This is a genomic window from Burkholderia sp. YIM B11467 (assembly GCF_052952715.1).
The window spans coordinates 659494-673710 of sequence record NZ_JBQVSQ010000001.1 but is presented as its reverse complement, the minus strand read 5'-3'; the positions used below and the strand labels follow the sequence as shown (position 1 = coordinate 673710).

General features: G+C 66.4%; 13 protein-coding genes. 7 read left to right on the top strand and 6 right to left on the bottom strand.

The window, feature by feature from the left end; genetic code table 11:
* Positions 1-19 precede the first annotated feature (19 nt).
* Positions 20-343, bottom strand: a complete 324-nt coding sequence (locus ACTRWB_RS03000; protein WP_048251745.1) for a hypothetical protein — start codon at positions 341-343, stop codon at positions 20-22.
* A 593-nt stretch (positions 344-936) separates the two neighbouring features.
* On the opposite strand from ACTRWB_RS03000, the gene ACTRWB_RS02995 reads away from it, so the two are divergent.
* Entirely contained in the window at positions 937-1569 is a 633-nt protein-coding gene (locus ACTRWB_RS02995; RefSeq protein WP_412025304.1) for a LysE family translocator, read from the top strand.
* A 63-nt stretch (positions 1570-1632) separates the two neighbouring features.
* On the opposite strand, the gene ACTRWB_RS02990 is transcribed toward ACTRWB_RS02995, so the two are convergent.
* On the bottom strand, positions 1633-3261 hold the full coding sequence (locus tag ACTRWB_RS02990) for an NADP-dependent glyceraldehyde-3-phosphate dehydrogenase (protein WP_419687936.1): 1629 nt from the start codon (positions 3259-3261) through the stop codon (positions 1633-1635).
* A 955-nt stretch (positions 3262-4216) separates the two neighbouring features.
* Here ACTRWB_RS02990 and ACTRWB_RS02985 point away from each other — a divergent pair.
* Both ACTRWB_RS02985 and ACTRWB_RS02980 read left to right on the top strand, forming a co-directional pair.
* Positions 4217-6346 (top strand): TonB-dependent receptor, encoded by a 2130-nt coding sequence (locus ACTRWB_RS02985; protein WP_446900880.1) that lies wholly within the window; start codon positions 4217-4219, stop codon positions 6344-6346.
* A gap of 78 nt (positions 6347-6424) precedes the next feature.
* Positions 6425-6895, top strand: coding sequence for a hypothetical protein (locus tag ACTRWB_RS02980; RefSeq protein WP_446900879.1), 471 nt, complete (start codon positions 6425-6427; stop codon positions 6893-6895).
* Positions 6896-6910: 15 nt separating this feature from the next.
* Here ACTRWB_RS02980 and ACTRWB_RS02975 read toward each other — a convergent pair whose 3' ends face one another.
* Positions 6911-7858 carry a LysR family transcriptional regulator gene (locus ACTRWB_RS02975; RefSeq protein ID WP_446900878.1) on the bottom strand — a complete coding sequence of 316 codons (948 nt, stop codon included), beginning with the start codon at positions 7856-7858 and terminating at the stop codon, positions 6911-6913.
* Positions 7859-8083: 225 nt separating this feature from the next.
* Between ACTRWB_RS02975 and ACTRWB_RS02970 the strand changes: the two genes are divergently transcribed.
* Entirely contained in the window at positions 8084-9112 is a 1029-nt protein-coding gene (locus ACTRWB_RS02970; protein ID WP_048251750.1) for a DUF1338 domain-containing protein, read from the top strand.
* A gap of 369 nt (positions 9113-9481) precedes the next feature.
* Here the strand turns inward: ACTRWB_RS02970 and ACTRWB_RS02965 are convergent, their stop codons facing one another.
* Genes ACTRWB_RS02965 through ACTRWB_RS02955 form a run of 3 tightly spaced genes read right to left on the bottom strand, consistent with a single transcriptional unit; the run spans position 9482 to position 10304 of the window.
* On the bottom strand, positions 9482-9679 hold the full coding sequence (locus ACTRWB_RS02965; protein ID WP_048251752.1) for a CsbD family protein: 198 nt from the start codon (positions 9677-9679) through the stop codon (positions 9482-9484).
* A gap of 52 nt (positions 9680-9731) precedes the next feature.
* On the bottom strand, positions 9732-10082 hold the full coding sequence (locus ACTRWB_RS02960; RefSeq protein ID WP_343490800.1) for a BON domain-containing protein: 351 nt from the start codon (positions 10080-10082) through the stop codon (positions 9732-9734).
* 57 nt (positions 10083-10139) lie between these two features.
* Positions 10140-10304, bottom strand: a complete 165-nt coding sequence (locus ACTRWB_RS02955; RefSeq protein ID WP_343490799.1) for a hypothetical protein — start codon at positions 10302-10304, stop codon at positions 10140-10142.
* 368 nt (positions 10305-10672) lie between these two features.
* Here ACTRWB_RS02955 and ACTRWB_RS02950 point away from each other — a divergent pair, with 368 nt between their 5' ends.
* From ACTRWB_RS02950 to ACTRWB_RS02940, 3 genes are all read left to right on the top strand, one after another.
* Positions 10673-12205, top strand: coding sequence for a PAS domain S-box protein (locus ACTRWB_RS02950; protein WP_412025297.1), 1533 nt, complete (start codon positions 10673-10675; stop codon positions 12203-12205).
* 140 nt (positions 12206-12345) lie between these two features.
* Positions 12346-12537, top strand: a complete 192-nt coding sequence (locus ACTRWB_RS02945) for a CsbD family protein (RefSeq protein ID WP_446900877.1) — start codon at positions 12346-12348, stop codon at positions 12535-12537.
* A gap of 368 nt (positions 12538-12905) precedes the next feature.
* Positions 12906-14057, top strand: coding sequence for a branched-chain amino acid ABC transporter substrate-binding protein (locus ACTRWB_RS02940; RefSeq protein ID WP_129516501.1), 1152 nt, complete (start codon positions 12906-12908; stop codon positions 14055-14057).
* Positions 14058-14217 lie beyond the last annotated feature (160 nt).

Genomic DNA, 14217 nt, shown 5'->3' with positions numbered 1-14217 from the left:
GCCGATGCGTGGCGCCGGCTCAAGCCGGATACGCGTCGTCGACCTTCAGGTTCGCGAGCCGGAACAGCGTGCGCAGCGTCTGCGGGTGAATGTCACGGTGCGCGGCGAGCGACGTCAGCATGAAGTCGAGCACCTTCGCATAGCGGAGCAGCACGAGGCAGCGCGCGAGATCGGGCGTGCGGGCACGCATGTCTTCGGCGAGGTGAACCATCTCGGTGGACAGCGTGCGTGCCATCTCGAGTTCCATCTGCTGTTTTTCGGTCCAGTCGGGCAACGGCTGTTCGAGCAGCTTCGCGAGAAAGAGCTGGAACGACGTGTCGGACGAATTGGGCAGCGCATCCATGAAGGGCCTCGTTGCTTGCGCGGATCGTTCGGGCGTATCCGGTGGACGTGCCCGAGGGTGGATTCATGGCCGCGCGGTGACCGGCGCGACTTTTACCCGAACGGAATGCAGGTTCCGTACCAGCGCCGCGATCCGATTGTTGAGCAATGTTGAGCCGCGCTACCGCACCGGTCGGCGAGTCCCGCCGGTACTGGGTTGCGGAGGCGGCCGAGGAGGGCGTCTACAGGCGTGGCGCGGCGGACGTCGGGCGTACGGCGAGGCTCGACGAAGTGAAATGCTTCACGGATGTAACGTAACGCCGGAATAAAACGCGTTGCGCGTTGCCGCCGGCGGACGGCCGAAACGTGCCGGCCCGCGCGTGCGGCCTGCGCCGGCAACGCGTTCGGCTTGTCGGAAGCATGGTATGAGAGGGCCGCCCTCGCCCGGCGGAACCGGCAGCGAATGCGCCAGTTGTTTCAGAACCGAGACGGTTTCGCGAGCGGCGCTTCGGCCGCGCGGCCGTCGAACTGGCCCAGCGATTGGCCGCGCAATTGTCCATGGGCAGATGGCGCGCGTTTGCCAACAATCTGCGGATCATCCCTGCGAGGTTCGACATGAGCGTCCACGCCTTCTTCTCGGCCAACCTGCTGCTTGCCTACACGGCCTATTTCATCGGTACGGCCAGCCCCGGGCCGAGCAATCTCGCGATCATGTCGGTCGCCGCGAACCAGGGCCGCAAGGCGGCGCTGGTGTTCGCGCTCGGCGTCATTTCCGGGTCGATGTGCTGGGCGACGGTGGCGGCGCTCGGCGTGTCGGCCGCGCTGCTCGCGTGGTCGAAACTGCTGGTCGCGATCAAGATCTTCGGCGGGCTGTATCTGCTGTGGCTCGCGTTCAAGTCGGGGCGCACGGCACTGGCGGGCCCGGCGGCGGCATCAGTGAATGCGGCGCGCGAGCAGCGGCTGTCGCGTTTCTACGTACGCGGCGCGATGCTGCACCTGACCAATCCGAAAGCCATCCTCGTATGGGTATCGATCGTCGCGCTGTCGTCGAACGGCGCGGGCGCGTCGCATGGCGCCGTCGTGCCGGGCTGCCTCGTGATCGGGTGCCTGGTGTTCGGCGGTTATGCGCTCGTGTTCTCGATGGATGGCGCACGCCGGCTGTACGTGCGCGGCCGGCGCGCGATGGAAGCGTGTCTCGCCGTCGTGTTCGGCGTGGCGGGGATCCGGTTGCTGGCGTCGAACGTGTAGCGCGCCGGAACGAACCCTCCGCCGCATCGGCGCACGGCGAAGGGTTCGCGCATCACGGTTGCTTCAGAAAATGAAGCCCGTATTGATGAACTTCGAGTAGTGATCCGACACGATCGAGTCGAGCAGCTGCTTGCTGCCGTCGGTCTGTTTCGCGGCGACCATTGAGCGGATCGAGAACGCGCGTAGCGCGTCGCTTACCGACAGCGTGCCCTCGGCCGAATCCTTGCGGCCCGCGAACGGGAACACATCGGGCCCGCGCTGGCACTGGCAGTTGATGTTCACGCGGCACACCTGGTTCACGAGCGGATCGACGAGCGCGCCGATCTGCGCCGGGTCGGAACCGAAGATGCTGACCTGCTGGCCGTGATCCGACGTCGTCACGTAGTCGAGCGCGGTGTCGACGTCGTCGAACGGCGCGACCGGAATGATCGGCCCGAACTGTTCCTCGCGGTACAGCTTCATCCCTTCGGACACCGGGTACACGACGGCCGGATAGAACAGCGTCTTGCTGAACTCGCCGCCCGAGTGGTTGACGACCTGCGCCCCCTTTTCCTTCGCATCGTCGATCGCGTCCGTCATGTAGGCCGTGCGATGCATGCCGGGCAGCGGCGTGATGCTGACGCCTTTTTCCCACGGCATGCCGATCTTCAGCTGTTCGAGCGCGGCGGTGAAGCGCTTCAGGAATTCGTCGACGATCGAGCGGTGCACGAGCAGCATCTTCAGCGCGGTGCAGCGCTGGCCGTTGAACGACAGCGCGCCGAGCAGGCATTCCTTCACGGTGAGATCGAGATCGGCGTCGGGCAGCACGATCGCCGCGTTCTTCGCGTCGAGGCCGAGGATCGCGCGCAGCCGGTGCGACTTCGGGTGCTGCTTCTTCAGGTGATCGGCCACCTTGCTCGACCCGATCAGCGCGAGCACGTTGATCTTGCCCGACGCGAGCATGTGCGGCACGACCACCGCGCCCGGCGCGTAGATCGTGTTGATCACGCCCTTCGGGAACGCATCGCGGAACGCTTCGAGCAGCGGCTCGAACAGCAGCGTGCCGTACTGCGGCGGCTTGAACACCACGGTGTTGCCCATCAGCAGCGCGGGGATCAGCGTCGCGAAGGTTTCGTTCAGCGGATAGTTGTACGGGCCCATGCACAGTACGACGCCGAGCGGCGTGCGGCGGATCTGGCCGATCGTGCCTTCCGCGATCACGAAGCGCGAGTTCGCGTTGTCGAGCTCCTTCAGCGCATCGATCGTCTGCGCCATGTACGTGACGGTGCGGTCGAACTCCTTCTGCGAATCGGCGAGGCTCTTGCCGATCTCCCACATGATCAGGTTCACGACCAGCTCGCGCTGCGCGACCATCCGCTTGATGAAGTCCTGCATGCACGCGATGCGCTGCTCGACCTTCATCGTCGGCCACTCGCCGCGGCCCGAGTCGTACGCGCGCACCGCGGCGTCGAGCGCCGCGTCGCTTTCCGTTTCGCCCATCACCGGGTAGCTGCCGATCTCCATCTGCTCGACGCTGCCGTCCGCCTGCCGCACGCACACGGGCGACAGCACGGTCTTGGTCGTACCGTCCCACGGCCGCAGTTCGCCGTCGACGAGCGACACGCGCTGGTGGATCGGCGAACTCAGCCGGAATTCGGCGGGGATGTCCTGATAGGCGGGAAACAGGTGCTGCAGGGAAGCGGAATCGGGCATGACGGTCTCGTTTGACGGGGTGTCCGGGAAGGACGGGCGATGCGAATCCTGAGCTGAGCGATCCTCGATCCTGAATCGGCATGATGACGCGCACACGACGAAGCGTCACGCGAGAACATGGCCGAATCAGCGACTGGAACCAGTTCCATTAAAAAGGAACGCCGACGCGAATGCAAGAATTGCCAAACCGTGGCGTGCGATCCGTAAGCATTCAGAAAGACTGTTGCCGAATAGCGGGAATAACGTGCCCGGTGCACCCGCAAACGTTTCCCGTTGACCAGATTGGGCGGATAATGGCGCGGCGCGACGAAGAAAAAAATGAAGCGAGCCTGAGAGAGCAGACGTAGTGAATAAAAGAAGAAGGTCCGCCGCGCTGCCGATGCGAGGTCGGCTGCCCGGAGCGCCGGGTCGGGATTGCCCGGTCCGGCGCGCACCGGACCTCGAATGCGTGCCGCCAGCTTCACCGGATCCTTCGTGATCCTCTCCAATCTCCCCGTCGTCGTATCCCGAATCCCATCTTCTGCGTGACCGTTTCCGCACGATGGACTTGATGCGGCAGACCGCATTCTTTCGTTGAGCTTTCGCCGACGCGTGAGTCGACAACACGAAAACGAAAGGTATTCGTCAGGAATCCGGAGCGCAATGCGTCCGCACGTTGCGGGCAGGCGACACGTCGCGCGCGACACAAAAAATTAATCGAAAACACGAATCATTCTCGTTTAATATTTCGCTCCGTTACGAGCCGTAACCCGATGTCACGGCTTTTTTCGTGCCGGTCGCGCCGGCCGGCATCCATCCGCGCCGGCCGTTCGCCGGTCGGCATGCGCGACGGGGTAATCCCCCGCGCGCCCTCTCGTCTTCACGGAAAGGCTTTCGCCGGTCGATGCGTCGCGGGGTTCGCGCGTTGGTCGGACGCGTTTCCGTTCGCCGTTTTCCTTCAGCTCCTACTTCAACGATGAAACTCAACAAAAGCGCCTGCCATGCGCTTCTGATCGCCACGTCGCTGGCCGGCGCACGCACTGCGTCCGCGCAAGCGAGTGACGCCGCGGCGACCTTGCCTGCCATTTCCGTCAACGCGACCGCCGAGCATGCGTCGTACGACGCGGGCCACTCGCGCGCGGCGACCAAGACCGACATGTCGCTGATGGACGTGCCGCAGACGGTGAACGTCGTTCCGCACGCGGTGATCGAGGACCAGAACGCGACGTCGATGCAGGACGCGTTGCGCAACGTGCCGGGCGTCGGCTTCTCGGTCGGCGACGGCCAGCGCGACCAGATCACGATCCGTGGTTTCAACAGCATCACGGACCAGTACGTCGACGGTATTCGTGACGACGCGCTTTACTATCGCGACTTGTCGAACGTTGACCGCGTCGAGGTACTGAAGGGGCCGGCGGCCGTGCTGTACGGTCGCGGTTCGGCGGGCGGCATCGTGAATCGCGTACTGAAGCGGCCGGAGGCGAACCCCGTGCGCGACGTGGGCGTGACGCTCGGCACGCACGGCGAGCGGCGCGGCGAATTCGACCTCGGCTGGAACGCGAACGACGCGGCGCGTTTCCGCATCACCGGCGCGGCCGAGAACTCGAACAGCTTTCGCGACCAGTTCCAGCTCAACCGCCAGGCGATCGCGCCGTCCGCTCAGTTCAAGCTCGACAGCGACACGGTGCTGAACGTCGAATTCGATTACCTGCACGACCGCCGCACGTCCGACCAGGGCCTGCCCGCGTATCTCGGCCGGCCGGTCGACGTGCCGATCAACACGTATTACGGCTCGGCCGACGCGGCGAGCAGCTCGTACAACGACGTGTCCGCGAAGAGCGCGACCGTGTCGCTCGATCACCGCTTCAGCGATTCGCTGTCGTTCCATGGCGCGATCCGCGCGTACGACTTCTCGCTCGAACGCAAGAACTACGTCACGTACGAGCCGATCAAGACCGCCGTGCATCCGGTCGTGACGCTCGACCAGTCGACGCGCCAGCGCACCGACCACGGCATCGACGGCCTGTTCGAACTCACGCAGAAGACGTCGCTGTTCGGCATGCGCCACGAGCTGCTGTACGGGCTGGAGCTGTCGCAGCAGCAGAAGTTCGACACGATCTACAGCGTGTCGAAGGTCGCGACCTACGATCTGTTCAATCCGCAGCCGGTGATCCTGCCCGGCGTGCCGACCGGCGCGCGTGCGAAGACGAATGCGTCGACCGTCGTCGGGCTCGCGGGCGTCTACGCGCAGGACCTGATCTCGCTGACCGAACACTGGAAGGTGCTCGCCGGCCTGCGCTTCGACTACCTGAACCAGATCCGCCACGACTACACGTCGTCGAACGTCAATCTCGACCGTACCGATCACGCGTGGAGCCCGCGCGTCGGCCTGATCTACGAACCGCTCGACTGGCTGACGCTGTACGGGTCGTTCAGCCAGTCGTTCTCGCCGCTCGCCGATACGCTGATCAGTTCCGGCGCATTTGCGAACGGCGCGGCGCTCGCGCCGCAGAAGACCACCGCGTATGAGCTCGGCTCGCGTTTCGATCTCGGCGGCAAGGCGACGGCCAGCGTCGCGCTGTTCGACATGCGCCAGACCAACCAGCAGATCGGCGACCCCGCGAATCCCGGGTATGCGCTGCCGATCGGCACGCAGCACGTGCACGGGATGGAGCTCGGTTTCACCGGCGAGATCGCGCCGAAGTGGTCGGTGTATGCGGGCTACGCGTACCTGAACGGCACGGTCGACGGTTCGGCGCAATCGACGGCGGCCGGCCTCGCGGTGTCGAGCAACACGCCGGGGCTGATGCCGCGCCACAGCGCGAACCTGTGGCTGAAGCGCGAGCTGCCGTACGGCTTCTATGCGGCGGCCGGCATGCAGTTCCAGTCGGCGCGCTATACGTCGGCGAGCGATCTCGTCACGCTGCCGTCGTTCACGGTGTTCAATCTCGGCGCCGGTTATCGCAGCAAGAAGGTCGACGTGACGCTCACGCTCGACAACCTGTTCGATCGCCGCTACTTCATCGCCGCGCACGGCAACGCGGACCTGTACAACATGCCCGGCGATCCGCGGACGCTGACCGCCACGGTGAAGTGGCACATGTAACGCACGCGCTGCGCGACAATGCAGGTCTTCTTCAGGATGACCTGCCTCTTACCGCCCATGATCCGGAAAGCGATTGACGTGTCGAACCTGCATGGCCGTGCCCGCATGTTGTGCGTGTGGCTGCTGGCGTGCAGCGCGGCCGCGGCGGGTGCGCAGCCGGTGCCGGCCGACGCCGAGCCGGACTGCCGCGCGGTGCATGTCGGGCGGGCGATCACGCTGTCGGGCCGTTACGCGCTCGATTACGGCGACGAATCGATCGGGTCGGACGTGTGGTTCGAAGAGGACGACGCATCGGCCCGGCGCTTGCCGGACCGCTCGCAACGCGCGGGCGTGATCGTGTTCACGAATCAGATCGACGCGAGGCGCGGCCTGCGAATGCCTGCCGCACAGCCCGATGGCGTGTGCCGGCTCGACGGGCGCGCGACGATCGTGATCCGCGATCTGGAAACGGCGTGCCCGGGGCTGGAGACGCCCGATCGCGCGCGGCTGGTGAAGGTGGTCGCGGCCGGCGTGCCGACGCGGCACGCGTGCGGCACCGCCGCGCCGTGACCTGAAGCCGGCGCGCTATTCAACGTCCTCGTCGTCCTCCGCGTCCGCGCCATCCACATCGCCCTCCGGCGCCGCATACGCGCTCGCCTGCTCGAGCAGCCAGCCGCGAAACAGCTCTAGCGGCTTGCTGTGGCTGAGCTCCGTCGGATACACGAGGTAGTACGCCGAATCGCCGACCGTCGCCGCGTCGCACGGCACGATCAGGCCGAGCTGCTGCAACTGTTCCTCGACGAAGAACTTCGGCACGAGCGCGATCCCGAGCCCGGCGGCGGCCGCGCTGATCAGCATCGTATGCAGCTCGTAGCGCACGCCCTGCATCGTGCGGATGTCCTCGACGCCGTGCGCCTCGAACCACTGCGCCCACGCGCCGGGGCGCGTCGTCGAGTGCAGCAGCGGGTACGCCAGCAGATCCTCCACGCGCTCGACCGGCCCGTCGAGCAGCGCGGGCGAGCAGATCGGCACGACTTCCTCGCCGAACAGGTAGTCGGACGACGTGCCGGGCCAGGTCGGCTTGCCGTAGTGGATCGCGGCTTCGAAGTGCGTGTCCTCGAACGAGAACAGGTCGGTGCGGCTGCCCATGTTCACGCGCACATCCGGCGTGCGGTCGTAGAAGCTCTTGATGCGCGGGATCAGCCAGTGCGATGCGAACGTCGGCAGTACCGCGAGCTCCAGATAGCCGCCGCCGCTGCCGTGCGCGATGATCGACAGCGTGTCGCGGTCGAGCGTTTCCAGCGCGCGCCGCACCTGCGTGCCGTAAAGCTTGCCGGCGCGGGTCAGCACGACGCGCTGTTTCACGCGCGCGAACAGCCGCACGCCGAGGCTGGCCTCGAGCGTCGCGATCTGGCGCGATACCGCGCTTTCGGTCAGGAACAGCTCCTTGGCCGCGTGCGTGAAGCTCTCGTGGCGCGCGGCGGCTTCGAAAGCCACGAGCGCGCCCATGTTGGGGATCTTGAATTTACGCATGATGCTCTATTCATCTGACGAACGGACCCGCCCGACGCGGGCCGGCGAGCGGGATCGGGGACAGCCAATAATTCCAAAAACTCATCACGTGTCAATTTAATCTCGCTTTACGCCCGGCTGCAACCCTTTGAATAATGCTCCCCACGCAAGGTCAGGCGCCCGTGGGGTGGCCGACCGACGAGTTGCCGGCACGTTTGCCGGCGGTCCCCCGAGACGAGAATCCTGATGCGCAATCCGAATATCGAGAGCTTGCTGACGAAGCTGCTGGGACAGGCGAAGACCGACGCCCTGTTCTCGACCCTGAACATGCCGGCCATCCTCGAAGAATGGGAAGACGGCGTCGTGACGCGCGCGGAAATCGCGCAGGCGATGAACATGGCGCTGTTCGAAGGGCTGCTCGAACGTTCGGCGAACGGCCGCGCGTACACGGCCGACGCGATCGAAAGCGGTGGCTCGGTCTATTTCGATCACGGCGCGCTGCGCACGGTGCGCTGGCCGCACACGGGCGCGCTGCCGCCGGGCGAAGCCGCGTTCACGCGCATCCTGCGTCCGCTCGGTTTCCGCCTGAACGGCCGCTACCCGCTCGACAAGCTCGGCATGACCGGCCGCGCGTATGCGCATGAAGATGCACCGGACGAGATCGCGCAGTTCTTCGTCAGCGAACTGCATCCGGAACGTTTCTCGAAGGAATTCCAGCAGGCCGTGACGAACGTCGTCAGCTCGTCGCGCGATCCGCTGTCGCCGGCAGCCGTCGCGATGCTGTGGGAAGTCGAACGCGAAGGCTGGCTGTCGCTCGACGCGGCGCACGCACTGCTGCCGGAGATCGTCGGCGCATTCTCCCGCCAGCACGACCTGCCGAACGAGCTCGACTACGAAACGCTGCTGCTGGAATCGGCGGAGATGGCGTGGATCTCGACCGAAGGCAACGCGTTCAACCATGCGACCGACCGCGTGACCGACGTGTTCAAGCTGTCCGACGACGAGAAGGCGAAGGGCCGGCCGATGAAGCCGGAAGTCGAGCGCTCGCGCTCGGGCCGCGTGTTCCAGACCGCCTATCGCGCGGATACCGTCGAGCGCGAATTCCGCACGCGCGACGGCGGCACGGTGAAGCGCAACGTGCCGGGTTCGTTCTACGAGTTCATCACGCGCAAGCGCACGTTCGACCAGGCGGCGCGCCGCTGGGTGACCGACCTGCGTTTCGATGCGGGCAACGCGCAGGGCATCTTCAAGATGACGGCGAACGCGGCGAAATAACGGACGGGAAGTGGGGGGCGTCGCGCCCCGCTGTCGAAGCGATGAGTCGATCGGGCAGGGCGCGCACGCGTCCTGCCCGATTTGCGTTGGGCGGCCGCGATGTGACGGAGCGCGCGCTGCCGATCGATCCGAAGCGGCGGTGGATCACCCTGTTGCTGGCGATCGCGTAGCGGGGTGAGTGGGGAGTTTGCAGAGACAGGCGGAGCGCGCCGGGCGCCACGCTGTCAGAAGATGTGGGTGATCAGGTAGAACAGCACCAGCAGCCCGGCCGGCACGCCGAGCAGCCAGGCGATCAGATATTTGCCCATGTCGTCGTCCTGGTGGCCGCGACGCCGACGGCGCCGCGGCGGGGTGAAGCTACCGGTCGCGTTACAGCTCGCGATCGAATTCCTTCAACTGCTTCTCGGCCGCATCGCGGGCGATCCCGTAACGCTCCTGGATCTTGCCTGCCAGATAGTCGCGATTGCCTTCCGCGACCGCGAGATCGTCGTCGGTCAGCTTGCCCCACTTGGCCTTCAGCTTGCCGGTGAGCTGCTTCCACTGGCCCTTGATTTTGTCTTCGTTCATCGTGTGCTCCTGTCGGAATGGGATAACGGCGCGGCGTCCGCCGCGCGGGAGGTCAGGCCTTCGCCTTCAGGCCGGATGCGTCGACGTGCTTCACGCCCTTGACCGCGCGTGACACGGCGATCGCCTTCTTCACGGCGATCTTCGAGGGCAGCACGCCCGTCAGCGTGACGGTGCCGTCGACCGTCTTCACGCCGATGTCGAAACTCTTCACGCCGTCGGTGGCGGCCAGCTGGCTCTTCACCTTGGTCGTGATCCACGTGTCGGTGACGGGCTGGCTCGATTCGGCCTTCATGCCGTTGTCGGCCGACGCGTCCTGCGCAACCGCGTTCGTGAGCGGTGCGGCACTCAGCAGGAAGGCCGCGCTGACGGCGAGCAGCGTCGAAAGGGGCTGGGTCTTGTTCATGGTCGGGTTCTCCGTCGGTTGACGTGTTGAATGGGTGAATGCGATCCGCGTGATCCGTTACCGGACGATCGGCGTGTCGTAGCCGGGTTCGCGCGGCGGGACGTCCGGGCGCGGAAAGTCGGGCGGCAGCGGAATCGGCGGGTCCGTGCCGGGCGGCGGTTCGGGCGGACTGTCCGGATGCGGTTCGGGCCGCGTCGGATCGGGTGTCTGATGAAGTTTCATCGTGCTTCTCCTCTGCGGTTCGGAAGGCAGCGCATGAGCGCCGATGCAGGACCAGCGTACCGGGGCGAACGCAGGCGGACATCGCGCAAATTCACCGGATCGGCTAGTGCGTTTGCACGGGGGGCGGAGATGGGGCGGGTGGGTACGTGTCGCCGGCGGCGCGGGGAAAGGCGTGCGCGACGGATGCTTGCCGGATCGGCGGGGTACCGTACGGCGGCGGTATGCCGTGCGAATGTACTATGGCGGATAGTGCATTCGCGCCTGTTGCGTCCATGCGCGGCAAGCGATCATCGCCACACGCGCCGTCCGGCGCGCGTCGACGAAGAGGCGACGCGGCCGTGGCCATACCGATCACGTGGAACGATTCGATGAACGAACAAGTGAACGAACAGGCGCTCAAGTCGCATACCGACCGGCGCCAGCTGCATCAGATCATCGCGGGGCTCACCGAGGGCGTGATCCTGGTCGAGCCCGACCAGCGGATCGTCTGGGCGAACGAGGCCGCGCTCGCGATGCATGGCGTGACCGAGCTGAAGGCGCTCGGCGCGACCGTCACCGAATATCGCGAGCGTTTCCGGTTGCGCTACCGGAACAACCACCCGGTGCGCGAGGGGCACTATCCGATGGATCGCGTGATCGCGGGCGAGGCGTTCAGCGACGTGACGGTCGAAGTCGAATCGGCCGCCGACGAAACCGTGAGCTGGGTTCACCGGATCCGCAGCCTCGTGCTGACGAACGCGGCCGGCGAGCCCGACTGTCTCGCACTGGTGCTGCACGACGCGACCGAATGGGCGAGCGCCGAGGAGCGCTTCGAGCGCACCTTCAACGCGAACCCGGCGCCGGCCGTGATCTGCCGGCTCGACGATCTGCGCTACGTGAAGGTCAACCAGGGCTTTCTCGACATGACCGGCCACGCGCGCGACGACGTGCTCGGCCGTTCGGTGTACGAGGTCGACGTGCTCGAACAGGCCGAACGGCGCGAGCTCGCGATCGAGCGGCTCGGCGAACGCGCGACGATCCCGCAGATGGAGGCCGTGCTGAAGCGCGCGGACGGCAGCACGAAGGCGGTGGTCGTCGCCGGGCAGCCGATCGACATGAACGACGAGGCCTGCATGCTGTTCACGTTCATGGATCTAGAACCGCGCAAGCAGGCCGAGCGCGCGCTGCGGCAGAGCGAGGAGCGGTTCGCGACGGCATTCCGGATGGCGCCGGTCGCGACCGCGATCGTCACGGCCGACCGTTTCGAGCTGCTCGACGTCAACGGCGCGTTTGCCGCGATGACGGGCCATGCGCAGGACGACCTGCTCGGCAAATCCGCGGACGAGATCGGACTGTGGGCCGAACGCGGCGCGTGGCCGCGCATCGAGGCCCGGTTCGCACGCGACGGCAACGTGCGCAACGCCGACGTGCAGATCCGCACGCGCGACGGCGACGTGCGCGATTGCGTGGTGTCGGCCGACCCGGTCGCGATTCACGGGCGCGACTGCCTGCTCGTCGCGCTGCTCGACATCAGCGATCGCAAGCGCACCGAGATGGAGCTCGTCTACGCGATCGAGACCGCGATGCAGGATGCGTCGTGGTTCAGCCGCACGCTGATCGAGAAGCTCGCGAACGTGCGGCGCGCGAATGCGCCGGACGCGGGCGCGCAACTGTCGGACCTGACCGCGCGCGAGCGCGACGTGTTCGACCTGCTGTGCCACGGCCTCGCGGACAAGGAAATCGCCGGCCGCCTCGGGCTCGCGCCGAACACCGTGCGCAATCACGTCGCGACGATCTACGCGAAACTCGACGTGCACAGCCGCGGCGAGGCGATCGTGTGGGCGCGCGAGCGCGGGATCGTCGGCGCGGCCGAAGCGAACGGCGCGCGCGGCGAGAAGGGCGGCGCGAAGGGCAAGGACTGACGCCGTCGGTACGAATGCACCATGCGTGCCGGTGCATTCGCATCTGCCGCGCGCGGCGCAGGCCTGCGAACCTGTCCACTCGGCGGCGCGGCGCGGGCCGTCACGCCGCCGGCTCTCTCCCACCATCGCAGGAGACGACCATGGACAGGAATCGCATCGAAGGCAAGCTGAAGCAGGTCAAGGGATCGCTCAAGGAAGCGCTCGGCAAGGTGACGGGCGACCGCAAGACGGAAGCGGACGGCGTCGCCGAACAGCAGGCCGGCAAGATCCAGGAGAAGGCCGGCGAGGCGGCCGATGCGGTGTGCAAGCCTGCGCGCACGGATCGGCACTGATCGATGATGCGCCGTCGGCATGACCACGGCCGGCCTTGATGGACGGGCGCCGGCGCGATACCCCTTTGATGTCTTCAATTCACGGCCCGCCGTCGCGCGGGCCGTGTGCCGTTCGGGCCCACGGAACTTGATGACAAATCCTCACTACGTAGTTCCGATATTTCGTTTGCTGCTCCGGTATTGGCTACCCACAATCCATTCACCTCTTTCGCGGCGTAAGGTTCTTCGGAGACGGAACCGCGGTGATCGGCCGGCGGGTCGGGCGCATTGAACGGCGCCCCGGCGGCGGACGCAATCACCGGCGTGCGGGAGGTCGCCGACGCGCGGCAGTCGCGCGTTGCATCCCGACTCACAGAAGAAGGACTGCCATGACGTTCCGTATTCGTTCGCTTTCCGGCGTCGCATTGACCGCCGCGCTCCTCGCGTTCCAGACGGGCGCGGCCCATGCGCAGGAGACGGTCGTCAAGGTCGGCGTGGCCGGCCCGCTGACGGGCGGCGGCGCCGCGTACGGCAAGGACATCGAGAACGGCGTGCGGATGGCCGTCGACGAAGCGAACGCCGCGCATACGACGGTGGGCGGCAAGCCCGTGAAGTTCGTCGTCGCATCGCAGGACGACCAGAGCGATCCGCGCACCGGCGTGCAGGCCGCGCAGCAGCTCGCCGATGCGCAGGTGGCCGTCGTGATCGGCCATTTCAATTCGGGCACGACGCTGCCCGCATCGAAGATCTACGCGAAGGCCGGCATTCCGATGATCACGCCGTCGGCGACCAATCCCGACATCACGCGCGCCGGGCTCGGCACCGTGTACCGCGTGATCGCGACCGACACGCAGAACGCCGGCAACGCGGGCGCCTATGCGGCGAGCGTGACCAAGGCGAAGCGCATCGCGATCATCGACGACCGCACCGCGTTCGGCCAGGGCGAAGCCGACGAGTTCGAGAAGGCCGTGAAGGCGAACGGCGGCACGATCGTCGCGCGCGAATTCACGAACGACAAGGCCGTCGACTTCAGCGCGCAGCTCACGAAGATCAAGAGCACGAATGCGGATCTCGTGTTCTTCGGCGGGCTCGACGCGCAGGCCGCGATGCTCGTGAAGCGCATGCGCCAGCTCGGCATCCGTGCGCAGTTCCTCGCGGGCGGCGGCGTGATGAACGCGAACTTCATCAAGCTGGCCGGCAATGCGGCGGAAGGCGCGGCCGTGTGGGAATACGGGCAGCCGCTGTCGCGCCTCGCGAAGGGCAAGCTGTTCGAAACGAAATTCAAGCAGAAGTACGGTGTCGACATGCTCGCGTATGCGCCGTTCGCATACGACGCGACGTGGATCGCGATCAATGCGATGCAGAAGGCGAACTCGACGAAGCCGGCCGATTTCAACGGCGCGCTGAAGGGCACGCGCTACGACGGCATCACGGGCACGATCGCGTTCACGAACACGGGCGACCTGAAGAACCCGAGTTCGACGCTGTATGAAGTGAAGAACGCCGCGTGGCAGCCCGTCACGACGAAATCGGCGGACTGAGCCCGAGCGCGCGCAGGCTTTCGCGGTGCTGCCGGACGTGCTGAAATACCCTGAGCGATTGGTTGCGATCGCGGCGCACGCCGGGGGCCTTGGCCGGGAAGTCTGCCCGCGCGGCGCCGCGCGCGACGCGGCACGAACAACCTTCGGGCACGGCCGGCTG

Excerpts from the sequence above, each read along its gene's own strand:
- ACTRWB_RS03000 (WP_048251745.1), bottom strand. The coding sequence starts at position 343 with ATGGATGCGCTGCCCAATTCGTCCGACACGTCGTTCCAGCTCTTTCTC.
- ACTRWB_RS02995 (WP_412025304.1), top strand. The coding sequence starts at position 937 with ATGAGCGTCCACGCCTTCTTCTCGGCCAACCTGCTGCTTGCCTACACG.
- ACTRWB_RS02990 (WP_419687936.1), bottom strand. The coding sequence starts at position 3,261 with ATGCCCGATTCCGCTTCCCTGCAGCACCTGTTTCCCGCCTATCAGGAC.
- ACTRWB_RS02985 (WP_446900880.1), top strand. The coding sequence starts at position 4,217 with ATGAAACTCAACAAAAGCGCCTGCCATGCGCTTCTGATCGCCACGTCG.
- ACTRWB_RS02975 (WP_446900878.1), bottom strand. The coding sequence starts at position 7,858 with ATGCGTAAATTCAAGATCCCCAACATGGGCGCGCTCGTGGCTTTCGAA.
- ACTRWB_RS02970 (WP_048251750.1), top strand. The coding sequence starts at position 8,084 with ATGCGCAATCCGAATATCGAGAGCTTGCTGACGAAGCTGCTGGGACAG.
- ACTRWB_RS02965 (WP_048251752.1), bottom strand. The coding sequence starts at position 9,679 with ATGAACGAAGACAAAATCAAGGGCCAGTGGAAGCAGCTCACCGGCAAG.
- ACTRWB_RS02960 (WP_343490800.1), bottom strand. The coding sequence starts at position 10,082 with ATGAACAAGACCCAGCCCCTTTCGACGCTGCTCGCCGTCAGCGCGGCC.
- ACTRWB_RS02955 (WP_343490799.1), bottom strand. The coding sequence starts at position 10,304 with ATGAAACTTCATCAGACACCCGATCCGACGCGGCCCGAACCGCATCCG.
- ACTRWB_RS02950 (WP_412025297.1), top strand. The coding sequence starts at position 10,673 with ATGAACGAACAAGTGAACGAACAGGCGCTCAAGTCGCATACCGACCGG.
- ACTRWB_RS02945 (WP_446900877.1), top strand. The coding sequence starts at position 12,346 with ATGGACAGGAATCGCATCGAAGGCAAGCTGAAGCAGGTCAAGGGATCG.
- ACTRWB_RS02940 (WP_129516501.1), top strand. The coding sequence starts at position 12,906 with ATGACGTTCCGTATTCGTTCGCTTTCCGGCGTCGCATTGACCGCCGCG.